Genomic DNA, 10620 nt, shown 5'->3' with positions numbered 1-10620 from the left:
GCGGGTGTCGCGCCCGCCAAGGCCTGGCTTGCCGACCGTCGCATCGACCGCGTGTCGATCGTCTGGCGCGAAGACGTCCGCGTCTGGCATCCCGGTCAGGCGTGGATCTGGGAGCCGGGCGGGCTCGGCGTATTCGATCCGGGCATCAATGCCCTGTCGATCGCGACCGAGATCCTGCCCGAGCCGTTCTTCCTGGCGTCCGCGACACTGTCGACACCGGCCAATCGTGCCGCGCCGATCGCCGCCGATCTCGCTTTCCGCAGTGCGTCGGGCACACCGATCACGATGGATCTCGACTGGCGCCAGACCGGCCCGCAAAGCTGGGACATCGTCGTCGACACCGACGCCGGCACGCTCCGTCTTGCCAAAGGCGGCGCGGTGCTGACCCTGCCCGAGGGCAGCAGCGAGCATGACGATGCGGAATATGCCGGGCTCTATGCGCGTTTCGCCGCCCTGGTCCGCGACGGGCGCAGCGAGGTCGACACGACCCCCTTCACGCTCGTTGCCGACGCGTTCCTGCGCGGCACCCGCGTCTCGGTCGCGGCGTTCGACGACTAGGACCGCGGGCGCGGTGGCCCGCGGTCCTGTTCGGCCGTGGGGTTAAAGCCTCAGGCCGAGACCGACGCCGAAGACGAGCGGATCGAGATTGATCTTCACGTTCTGCGTACCGATTGCCGTCGTGCGCAGGCGGGCGCTCGTGTCGATGTCGATATATTTGACGTCGAGGTTGAGAAAGACCTTCGGCGTGATGTCGACGTCGACCCCGGCCTGCGCCGCCCAGCCGAAGCTGTCCTTCATACGTACCCGCGTCCGTCCGACCGCCTTTTCGAGACCCGCCGAGGCATCCTCGTTCCAGAACATCGTGTAGTTCAGTCCGGCCCCGACATAGGGACGGATCGAGCCGCGTGGGTTGAGGTGATATTGCGCGGTCAGCGTCGGGGGCAGCACCCAGGTCGAGGCCAGCTTGCCGATCGATCCGGTCGTCCCGCTACGCCCGCTGGCGCTGTGTTTGGTCGTCGCGGCGATCAGTTCGAAGCCGATCTGGTCGGTGGCCATATAGGTGACGTCGATCTCGGGCATCGCGCTGTTGTCGACGCTGACGCGCTCGCCGGGAAAGGTCGGGAGGATCCCGCCCGAGCGTTCGTTCGGGGCGACGAGGATCGCGCGCAGGCGGACGAGCACGTCGCCGGCTTGGATACCGGTGCGCGGTGCCGGGTCCTGCGCCATGGCCGGCGTGGCGATGCCGAGGCCGGCGGCGGCTAGAACTACGCCGATGGTAAGATGCTTCATTGCCCGACTCCTGATTGGGATGCGTTCGGGCTAGGCGTGCGGCCAGGCGGGGGCGTTGATCACGGCCAAACGCGGATTTGATGCCGATCAAAGACCCGCCGAAGGGGACATCGCACCCATCATCGCATGTGGACCTATCACCCCGAACTGCTCGCGACACCCGTGCCGCGCTACACCAGCTATCCGACGGCTGCCGAATTCGGCGACGATGTCGGTCCGGTCGATATGGAGGAGGCGCTGGCGGCCATCGCGCCGGGCATGGTCGTCTCGCTGTATCTGCACATCCCCTATTGCCGGGACATCTGCTGGTATTGCGGCTGCAACACGGGGGCGGCGAACCGCGCCGCGCGGCTCGCCGCCTATGTCGAACGGCTCGAACGCGAGATCGCACTCGTCGCGCAGCGGGTGACTGGCGTCCGCGTGGGACGGATCGCGTTCGGCGGCGGCAGTCCGAATGCGATTCCGCCGGCGGCGTTTCTCCGGCTCGTCGAAAGCGTCAGGACGGCGTTCGACTGCACCGATGCGATACTATCGGTCGAGGTCGATCCGCGTGGCTTCGACCGCGACTGGGCGGGGGCGATCGGGCGAGCAGGGGTGTCGCGGGTCAGCCTCGGCGTCCAGACGCTCGACCCGCAGGTCCAGGCGGCGATCGGGCGTGTGCAGCCGTCGGAGGATATCCGTCGCACGACAGCGCTATTGCGCGATGCCGGTGTCGGGTCGATCAATTTCGATCTCATGTATGGCCTGCCGCAACAGTCCGAGCAGAGCCTGCGGGCCAGCATCGCCGAGAGCATCGCGATGGGCCCCGACCGGCTTGCGGTGTTCGGCTATGCGCACGTCCCGCACCTCGTACCGCGCCAGCGACGCATCGTCGCGGACGGGCTGGCGGGAACGGCGGAGCGCTTTGCGCAGGCGGCCTTGGCGCATCGCATGCTGGTCGATGCCGGCTATGACCCGGTCGGGTTCGACCATTTCGCCCGACCGGGCGATGCGCTGGCGCAGGCGGCGGCGAGCGGCGGCCTGCGCCGCAACTTCCAGGGATTCACCGAAGACCCGGCGGAGATCCTGATCGGTCTTGGGGCCAGCGCGATCAGCGATTTCCCCGACCGGATCCTGCAGACCGAGAAGAATACGGGACGCTACGGCATGCGGATCGATGCCGGAGCCCTGGCAACCTGTCGTGGGCTGCGGCGCAGCCCCGAAGACAGGCTGCGCGGCCGGGCGATCGAGACGATCCTGACCCGGGGCACGGCCGACCTGACCGCGCTGGACGGCGGGGCGGACATCCGCAGTCGGCTGACGCCGTTCGAACGGTACGGGCTGATCGCCTGGGAGGGGAATGTGCTCCGCCTGAGCGAAGACGCGCTTCCCTATGCGCGCGTCATTGCGAGCAGACTGGACGCGTACCGGCAGACCGCGTCGGCACGGTTCAGCCATGCGGTCTAGCGCGGTTGGCGGGGCGATCGTGACGCTGCCGCCGCGCTGTGCCGCCTGCAGCGTGCGCAACGATGCGCTGTGTGCGACGCTTGAAGACGCGGGCCTAGTCGCGTTGCACGGGATCGGCCGACGGCGGACGATGCCAGCAGGGCAGGTGCTGGTCTGGAGCGGGGATCCGAACGCGATCTGCGCCACCGTCGTGTCGGGCGTGCTCAAGGCGATGCGCACGGGGCCCCAGGGTCGCGAACACATTGTCGGCCTCGCCTTTGCCGGTGATTTCGTCGGCGACCTGTTTGCCGACACCGCGAACGAGACGATCCGGGTGATCACCGATGCGGAGCTGTGCGTGTACCCGCGCGCGGCGCTGCAAAACATGCTCGACGCGCATCCGGCGATGGAACGCCTGTTGCTGCACCGCACGCTCGGTGCGCTCGACGATGCGCGGATGTGGATGCTGATGCTGGGACGCAAGGCCGCAGGCGCGCGGATCGCCACGTTCCTGCTGGAAATGGCACGGCGGATGGGTCAGCCGGGCCCGGCCCGCTTCGACCTGCCGATGAGCCGGTCGGAGGTCGGCGCACTGCTGGGGATGACGATCGAGACCGTCAGCCGGCAGATGACGTCCCTGAAACGCCGCGAGGTCCTTGCCCTGCCGGGCGGGCGCGGCGTCATCATCCTCGATCGGGCGCAGCTCGCGCGGGCCGCGGCGGGCTGAGCGACAGCGTCCGGCGCCGGTGCTAGGCGGCGCTGCGCTGGTCCGATCCCGCCTGTGTCAGGTCGAAACGCCGGGGGCAGAGGGCGACGAGCGCCGGGCGGTGGCTCACAAGGATCAGCCCCTGTCCGGTCGTGTCGAGGCGCTGCGCCAGTCGGACGGCAAGCAGCTTTTCGGTCGTGCCGTCCAGCCCCTCGCTCGGCTCGTCGAGCACGAGCCACGGCGCGAGCGAGCAATAGGCACGCGCGACCGCGAGACGGCGCCGCTCCCCGCCCGACAGGCGTGCGCCGTTTTCACCGACCCACGCGTCGAGTCCGTGATCGAGCGCGCGGACCCGATCGTCGAGCACCGCGTCGTACAGCGCCCGCCACAGCGTGGCATCGTCGGCATCCGGGTTGGCCAGCATCAGATTGTCGCGCACCGTGCCCGACAGCAGCGCGGCATCCTGTGGTGCCCAGGCGAAGCTGCGCCGCGATATCTCTGCCGGGATCAGGCCGATATCATCTCCGTCCAGCCATATCTCGCCAAGCGTGCTCGGCCGCAACGACAGCATCTTTTCGACGAGCGTCGTCTTGCCGATTCCCGAGGGGCCGGTCAGCGCGACCCGATCGCCCCGCCGCACGTGACACGTCCCCGCCGGCAGGACGAAGTGCAGTGCGCTATGGGCTGGACCGGTCGTGTTCGGCAAGGCGCGCGGAGATGCATCCTGCAGGTAAGGCTCCGCGCTCTCGTGCGTTTCCAGAATATCGTCGAGCCGGTCGCGTGCCGCGTGCATGCGACCTCGCTCGATCATTGCGCGCAACACCGGCGTTCCCGCGTCGATCGTCATCGCCGCTGCCAGCGCCGCCAGTGCAGCCCGTGGCGCCCCCGATCCCGCCGACAGGATCGCGGCGCCGGCGGCGGCGATACCGACGGCCGTCGCGTGCAGCAGATCCAGCCATCCGGCGGCTTCTGCCTGCGCACGCTGCGCGGCGGCGAGCGCACGGCTTCGATCGTCGACCTGCGCGGTGGCCCAGGGCTCGAGCCCGAAGCATCGCAGTTCGGGGGCGGCATCGGCAAGGCCTGCGAACGTCTCGCGAAGTGCCCCGGCAGCATATTGCACCGCCTGGCCAAGTGGCGCGCTACGACGGGCAAGCCGGTCGGCAACGATCAGGAGCACCGCCATGCAGCACGCGGTGGCGATCGAGGCTCCGACGCTGCCGAGCGATACGAGCCCGAGCCCCGCGATCAGCGCGGCGGCGACGCCCCAAGGCGCGGACTGGCGTACGAACTGCATCTCCATCGCATCGACGTCGCCGATCAGCCGGGCGGTCGCCTCGCCCGTCCCGAAGGCGAGCGCGGTACCAGCGGGCTGTGCTGCGAGCACGCGGAAGATGGCCGGGCGGATCCGCGCGAGCGCGCCGAACGCCGCCTCGTGGCTGGCGAGGCGCTCGCCGTAGCGTGCGCCGGTCCGCAGGATGGCAAGAAGCCGGATTCCCGCGCTGGGCAGCATGTAGTTGAACGCGAGCGCTGCCGCCGGGCCCGCCAGACCGGCGATCGCGGCGGCGGTGATGAACCAGCCCGACAGCCCGAGCAGCAGGACGGATGCCGCCGCAACGAGCGCGGCGAGCAGCGCGGCGCGTGCGAGAAGTGGGCGCTGCGCACGTCGCTCCTGCGCGAGCAACCTGTCGAGTGGACCGGTCATGCGGGGTCTCCAAGCCGGACCACGTGATCGGCAATGCCGGCCAGGCGGTCGCTATGCGTCGCGATCAGCGTCGTCCGGCCGCGACAGGCCGCCGCGATCGTCGTCACCAGCGCGATCTCCGACAGCGCATCGAGATGCGCCGTCGGCTCGTCGAGCAGCAAGATCGGTGCAGGCTTGAGCATGGCGCGCGCCAGGGCAAGCCGCCGCCGTTCGCCACCGGACAGCCCGCCGCCGCGCGCATCGAGCCGGGTGTCGAGACCGGCGGCCATCCGACCGCCGCCGCGTGCCATCAGCATCGGCCGAAGACCGGCCTGCACCACCGCGCGGTCGATCGCATCGTCGGTGGCGTCGGGGCAGGCAAGGCGCAGGTTTTCGCGGATCGTTCCGGCGATGATCAACGGATGCTGGCCAGCCCAGGATGCGCGCGGCGCGAGCGAACCGCCGGGTGGGAGCCGCTGGTCGTCGATCAGGACATCGCCCGCGACCAGCGGCGCGAGGCCGAGCAGCAGGTGCAGCGCGCTGGTCTTGCCGCTGCCTGATGGTCCGATCAGCACGACGATGCGGCCGGACGGAACGTCGAACGACAGGTCGGACACAGCGTCCCGTTCCGCGTCGGGATAGCGGATCGCGACCGACTGGAACGCCAGTGCGGGAAGAGCGGGCATTTCGAGCCGCAGTGCGTGCGGCGTCGATGGCAGCGACGCCGGCATGGGACAGGCGGGCGCGGGGAGGGCGATCAGGCGATCCGCCGCGGTCTCGGCCGCCTGCTTGTCGTGATAGGCGGCGGCGAGACGGCGCATCGGCGCGTAGAATTCGGGCGCGAGTGCCAGGACGAAGAAGGCGCGGCCGAGATCGAGCTGCTCGGGCACCGGGAAGGGCAGGAGGTGGAGCAGGTTGAACCCGCAATAGACCGCGACCAGCGCGACCGAGAGTGCGGCGAAGAACTCCAACGCCCCCGAGGACAGGAAGGCGACGCGCAGCACGCCCATCGTCCGCGCCGCGAGTTCGTCCGCGGCGACCCCGAGCGCGCGCGCCTCGCGGCCCTCGGCGCCGAACGCAAGGACGACCGGCAGCGCCCGCACCCGATCCGCGAACCGCCCGGTCAGCCGGGCCAGCGCGGTAAACTGGCGCCGGGATTTGTCCGCGGCCGCACCCCCCGCAAGCGCCATCGCGACGATGAACGGTATGAGCGTCACGACCAGGATGCCCGCGGCGACGGGGCTGGCCAACGCGGTCGCGAGCAGGATCAGGAAGGGTGCGATGGCGCCTGCTTTGCGCGCGGGCAGGAATCGCGCGATATAGCCGTCGAGCGCGTCCACCTCGTCCACCACCGCGGCCATCAGGACGCCCGTGGTCGTCGGCGCACCGAGGTGGCGATGCAGCGCCGACGCGACGATCCGGCGACGCAGCGTCACCTTGGCGTCTTCAGCCTGGCGGGCGCCCCTGCGCGTCGCGAGCATGACGACGAGACCGCGAAGGCCGCCGGACAGAACGACGAGCATTGCCCAGGGCAGGACCGCTGCGGCACCGGCCGGAACCGCGACGATCGCCCCCGCCAGGCCGCCGGCAAAGCCGATCGCGGCAACGCTGTCGAGCATGAGCCACGCCGCCGCCGCATCGCCGCGTCGACCGCCCTGGGCGATGGTCTTGAGCCACTGGCGACGCGCGCGGGGCGTCGGGTCGGTGGATGGGAGGTCGCTCGAAGAAAGTGCCGTCATGGACAGGCTTGTCGCGTATTGCCGTTCGTCTGGTCTTTGACCGCGGTCAATGTTCTGGTCGGCCGCGCCACTTACGCCCCGACCAAACCGGCATGTTCGCCGGGGGGGGAGACCGTTCCATGGACCTCGGGGTCATCGACCTGTCGCGGCTGCAGTTTGCGCTCACCGCGCTCTATCATTTTCTCTTCGTGCCGCTGACGCTGGGCCTGTCGATGATGCTCGTCATCATGGAATCGGTCTATGTCATGACGAACCGGCCGATCTGGCGCGTGATCACGCGCTTCTGGGGGCGGATCTTTGCGATCAACTTCGTGCTGGGGGTGGCCACCGGGCTGACGATGGAATTCCAGTTCGGCACGAACTGGTCGTATTTCTCGCATTATGTCGGGGACATATTCGGCGCGCCGCTCGCGATCGAGGGGCTGATGGCGTTCTTCCTCGAAGCGACGTTCGTCGGCATCATGTTCTTCGGCTGGGGGCGGCTGTCGAAGCTCGGGCATCTGCTCGTCACGGCCATGGTGGCGCTCGGCACCAACCTGTCCGCGCTGTGGATCCTGATCGCGAACGGCTGGATGCAGAATCCGGTCGGTGCAAAGTTCAATCCGGAAACGATGCGGATGGAGGTCACCGATTTCGGCGCCGTCCTGTTCAACCCGATCGCGCAGGCCAAGTTCGTCCACACGGTCAGCGCCGGTTATGTCTGCGCGGCGGTGGTCGTGCTCGGGATCAGCGCCTTCTGGTTGCTGACCGACCGCTACAAGGGCGTGGCACGGCGATCGATGACGGTGGCGGCAGCCTTTGGCCTGGCCGCGTCGCTGTCGGTGGTCGTGCTGGGTGACGAGAGCGGCTATGCCCTGACCGACAACCAGAAGATGAAGCTCGCCGCGATCGAGGCGGCCTGGCACACGGCACCGGCGCCGGCCGGTCTGACACTGTTCGGGGTACCCGACGTCGCCGCCCGGGAAACCCGGTACGAGGTCCAGATCCCCTGGGTCCTCGGGCTGATCGCGACGCGCAGCCTCGACGGCACCGTCACCGGCATGTCCGAACTGGTGCTCAAGGCGCAGGAGCGGATCACGTCGGGCGTAGTCGCCTATGACGCGGTCGAACGGCTCAAGACCGACCCTGCCAACGTCGTACAACGCGCACGGTTCGAGGCGCACAAGCGTGACCTGGGCTACGCCCTGTTGCTCAAGCGGCATGTCGCGGATCCGCGCACTGCCAGCCCCGCACTGATCGCTTCCACGGCATGGGACGTGGTGCCGAACGTGCCGCTGATGTTCTGGAGCTTCCGGATCATGGCTGCGATCGGGGTCCTGATGATCGCGCTGTTCGGTGCGGCGTTCGTCCTGACGTCGCTCCGCCTGCACACGCAGACGCGGTGGTTCCTGAAACTCGCGGTGATCGCGATCCCCTTGCCCTGGATTGCGATCGAGCTGGGCTGGATGCTCGCCGAGATCGGCCGCCAGCCCTGGGCGATCGAGGGCGTGCTGCCGACCTTCCTCGCCGCATCCTCGCTGACGCGCGGGGTCCTGTGGACGACGATCATCGGTTTCACTGCAATCTACGGGACGCTCGCGGTCATCGAGGTCCGCCTGATCCTCGCGACGATCCGCAAGGGGCCGTTCGAGCATGACGAGGATGCCTATCCGGTGCCCGATGCCGGACCGGCAGGGCGCGGCGCCACGCGCCCCGTTGCTGCTGACCCGATCCCCGCCTGACCCCTTCTCGCCTGATCCGAAAGGCACGATCCGATGTTTGACTATGAGACGCTGCGCATATTGTGGTGGGGGCTGATGGGGGTGTTGCTCATCGCCTTTGCGCTGACCGACGGGTTCGACCTCGGGGTCGCCACGCTTCTGCCGTTCGTCGCACGGACCGATTCCGAGCGCCGGATGGTGATCAACTCGGTCGGTCCGACCTGGGAGGGGAACCAGGTCTGGTTCATCCTGGGTGGCGGCGCGATCTTTGCCGCCTGGCCGTTCGTCTATGCGGTCAGCTTTTCCGGCTTCTATTTCGCGATGTTCCTCGTGCTCGCGGCGCTGATCCTGCGACCGGTCGGGTTCAAATACCGGTCGAAGCGGCCGGATCCGCGGTGGCGGTCCGGGTGGGACTGGGCGCTGTTCGTGGGCGGTGTCGTGCCTGCGCTCGTCTTCGGGGTCGCGGTCGGCAATGTCCTGTCGGGGGCGCCGTTCCGGCTGGACAGCGATCTGCGCGCCTTTTTCGACGGCAGTTTCCTCGGGCTGTTCACGCCCTTCACGCTGATCTGCGGCCTGTTGTCGGTCGCGATGCTGGTCCTGCACGGCAGCGCGTGGCTGGCGATCAAGGTCGAGCATGGCCCGGTCCATGACCGCGCGACGCGGTTCGGGACGCTGGCCGGCATGCTGTCACTGGTCCTGTTCGCGGCCGGCTGGGCGTTCGTCGCCTGGACCGATATCGGGTTCCGCATCGTCGGGACAATCGAGGCGGCGGGGCCGTCCAATCCGCTGCGCACGACGAGCGAAATCGCTGCGGGCGCATGGCTGGCGAACTATGCACTCCATCCCTGGATGATGATCGCTCCGCTGCTGGGATTCGGCGGCGTGGTGGTCGCGCTGATCGGGATACGCCGACGGATCGAGAGTGCGGCATTTGCGGGATCCTCGGCATCGGCGGTGGGGATCATCGCGACCGTCGGGCTGTCGATGTTCCCCTACATCCTGCCGTCCAGCATCGATGAGCATTCGAGCCTGACGGTCTGGAATGCGTCATCCTCCGAAAAGACACTCGGGATCATGCTGTTCGTCACCGCCGTCTTCCTGCCGATCGTCCTCGCCTACACCGCATGGGCCTTCAAGCTGATGTGGGGCCGCGTCACGGCGCACGAGGTCGCGACCAATCCCGATTTCTACTGATCACTCCGTGCGGCAAGGACGATAGATAATGTGGTATTTCAGTTGGGTATTGGGCCTCGGCCTTGCGCTGGGCTTCGGAGTGCTGAACGGCATGTGGCATGAATTCTCGTTGCCGGCCGATGACGAGATCGACGTACCGGACATGCCGTAGACAGTGTCGGGCAACATATCTTGCCCGGCCCGTCCGGCGATATTGACCAGTCGGCGCCGAATTGATGCGGTCAATTCGGCGACCGGGCGCTATATCTGCCGTCATGCTTGCTGCAACCATCTGCGTCGACTGTGCAGTTCGCGATCAGTCGCTCTGCGGAAGCCTGACCAATAGCGAACTGCATGCGCTCAATACCCTGGGTCGGCGGCGGATCGTGCGGCGTGGCGAGACGCTGATCTGGGCGGGTGAGGACAATATCCTGTGCGCCAATCTCCTGTCGGGCGTGCTCAAGCTCGTCGCATCGAGCGGTGACGGTCGCGAGCAGATCGTCGGGCTCCTATACCCCGCCGACTTTGTCGGGCAGCCCTATCCCGGGCAGGCCGATTTCAGCGTGTCGGCGCTGACCGACGCGGAAGTGTGCATCTTTCCGCGGGCGTCGTTCGAGCGCGTCCTGACCGATCATGCGCGGATGGAGCGGCTGTTGCTGCAACGCACGCTTGCCGCGCTCGACGAAGCACGATCGCGCATGCTGACGCTCGCGCGCAAATCGGCGAGCGAGAAGGTCGCAGGGTTTCTCGTCGATATGGCGACCCGTGCCGCGGCGACCGGTTGCAGGGGAACGCCCAGCGGGCCGGTCACGTTCGACCTCCCGCTTTCGCGGGGTCAGATCGCCGACATATTGGGTTTGACGATCGAAACCGTCAGCCGGCAGATGACGCAGCTGAAGACTCGCG

General features: G+C 68.2%; 9 protein-coding genes and 1 pseudogene. 7 read left to right on the top strand and 3 right to left on the bottom strand.

Annotated features, from left to right (window positions below):
• Window positions 1-558 (top strand): annotated as a pseudogene (locus sphsw_RS09525) (gfo/Idh/MocA family oxidoreductase); the annotation flags it as partial.
• A gap of 42 nt (window positions 559-600) precedes the next feature.
• Here sphsw_RS09525 and sphsw_RS09520 read toward each other — a convergent pair.
• On the bottom strand, window positions 601-1290 hold the full coding sequence (locus sphsw_RS09520; RefSeq protein ID WP_031440407.1) for an OmpW/AlkL family protein: 690 nt from the start codon (window positions 1288-1290) through the stop codon (window positions 601-603).
• Between the two features lie 126 nt (window positions 1291-1416).
• Between sphsw_RS09520 and sphsw_RS09515 the strand changes: the two genes are divergently transcribed.
• Both sphsw_RS09515 and sphsw_RS09510 read left to right on the top strand, forming a co-directional pair.
• The gene (locus sphsw_RS09515) at window positions 1417-2736 is read left to right on the top strand and encodes a radical SAM protein (RefSeq protein WP_031440406.1); all 1320 of its coding nucleotides are present in this window, start codon (window positions 1417-1419) and stop codon (window positions 2734-2736) included.
• Complete coding sequence (locus sphsw_RS09510) at window positions 2726-3442, top strand: Crp/Fnr family transcriptional regulator (RefSeq protein WP_042466991.1); 717 nt, start codon at window positions 2726-2728, stop codon at window positions 3440-3442. The genes sphsw_RS09515 and sphsw_RS09510 overlap by 11 nt, the downstream gene beginning before the upstream one ends.
• Window positions 3443-3464: 22 nt before the next feature.
• Here sphsw_RS09510 and sphsw_RS09505 read toward each other — a convergent pair whose 3' ends face one another.
• A complete protein-coding gene (locus sphsw_RS09505) occupies window positions 3465-5123 on the bottom strand; it encodes an amino acid ABC transporter ATP-binding/permease protein (protein WP_031440404.1) in 1659 nt (552 codons plus the stop codon).
• Window positions 5120-6841: a thiol reductant ABC exporter subunit CydD gene (gene cydD, locus sphsw_RS09500; protein ID WP_031440403.1), complete on the bottom strand. Its 1722-nt coding sequence runs from the start codon at window positions 6839-6841 to the stop codon at window positions 5120-5122. The genes sphsw_RS09505 and cydD overlap by 4 nt, the downstream gene beginning before the upstream one ends.
• Window positions 6842-6960: 119 nt before the next feature.
• Between cydD and sphsw_RS09495 the strand changes: the two genes are divergently transcribed.
• From sphsw_RS09495 to sphsw_RS09480, 4 genes are all read left to right on the top strand, one after another.
• Entirely contained in the window at window positions 6961-8562 is a 1602-nt protein-coding gene (locus sphsw_RS09495) for a cytochrome ubiquinol oxidase subunit I (RefSeq protein WP_031440402.1), read from the top strand.
• A 33-nt stretch (window positions 8563-8595) separates the two neighbouring features.
• Window positions 8596-9735: a cytochrome d ubiquinol oxidase subunit II gene (gene cydB, locus sphsw_RS09490; protein ID WP_031440401.1), complete on the top strand. Its 1140-nt coding sequence runs from the start codon at window positions 8596-8598 to the stop codon at window positions 9733-9735.
• 28 nt (window positions 9736-9763) lie between these two features.
• Window positions 9764-9886: a cytochrome bd-I oxidase subunit CydX gene (gene cydX / locus sphsw_RS18850; protein WP_031440400.1), complete on the top strand. Its 123-nt coding sequence runs from the start codon at window positions 9764-9766 to the stop codon at window positions 9884-9886.
• A gap of 103 nt (window positions 9887-9989) precedes the next feature.
• On the top strand, window positions 9990-10620 hold a 631-nt coding region (locus sphsw_RS09480; protein WP_081874247.1), incomplete at its 3' end, for a Crp/Fnr family transcriptional regulator.

Origin of the sequence: Sphingomonas sp. FUKUSWIS1, assembly GCF_000733135.1 — a bacterium.
Taxonomy (GTDB): domain Bacteria; phylum Pseudomonadota; class Alphaproteobacteria; order Sphingomonadales; family Sphingomonadaceae; genus Sphingomonas; species Sphingomonas aerolata.
Note: the sequence above shows the minus strand (reverse complement) of the source record. Positions and strands in the feature narration are given on the sequence as shown.

Bases quoted from the DNA above. Each gene is read 5' to 3' on its own strand.
- sphsw_RS09520 (WP_031440407.1), bottom strand. From the start codon at position 1,290: ATGAAGCATCTTACCATCGGCGTAGTTCTAGCCGCCGCCGGCCTCGGC.
- sphsw_RS09515 (WP_031440406.1), top strand. From the start codon at position 1,417: ATGTGGACCTATCACCCCGAACTGCTCGCGACACCCGTGCCGCGCTAC.
- sphsw_RS09510 (WP_042466991.1), top strand. From the start codon at position 2,726: ATGCGGTCTAGCGCGGTTGGCGGGGCGATCGTGACGCTGCCGCCGCGC.
- sphsw_RS09505 (WP_031440404.1), bottom strand. From the start codon at position 5,123: ATGACCGGTCCACTCGACAGGTTGCTCGCGCAGGAGCGACGTGCGCAG.
- cydD (WP_031440403.1), bottom strand. From the start codon at position 6,841: ATGACGGCACTTTCTTCGAGCGACCTCCCATCCACCGACCCGACGCCC.
- sphsw_RS09495 (WP_031440402.1), top strand. From the start codon at position 6,961: ATGGACCTCGGGGTCATCGACCTGTCGCGGCTGCAGTTTGCGCTCACC.
- cydB (WP_031440401.1), top strand. From the start codon at position 8,596: ATGTTTGACTATGAGACGCTGCGCATATTGTGGTGGGGGCTGATGGGG.
- cydX (WP_031440400.1), top strand. From the start codon at position 9,764: ATGTGGTATTTCAGTTGGGTATTGGGCCTCGGCCTTGCGCTGGGCTTC.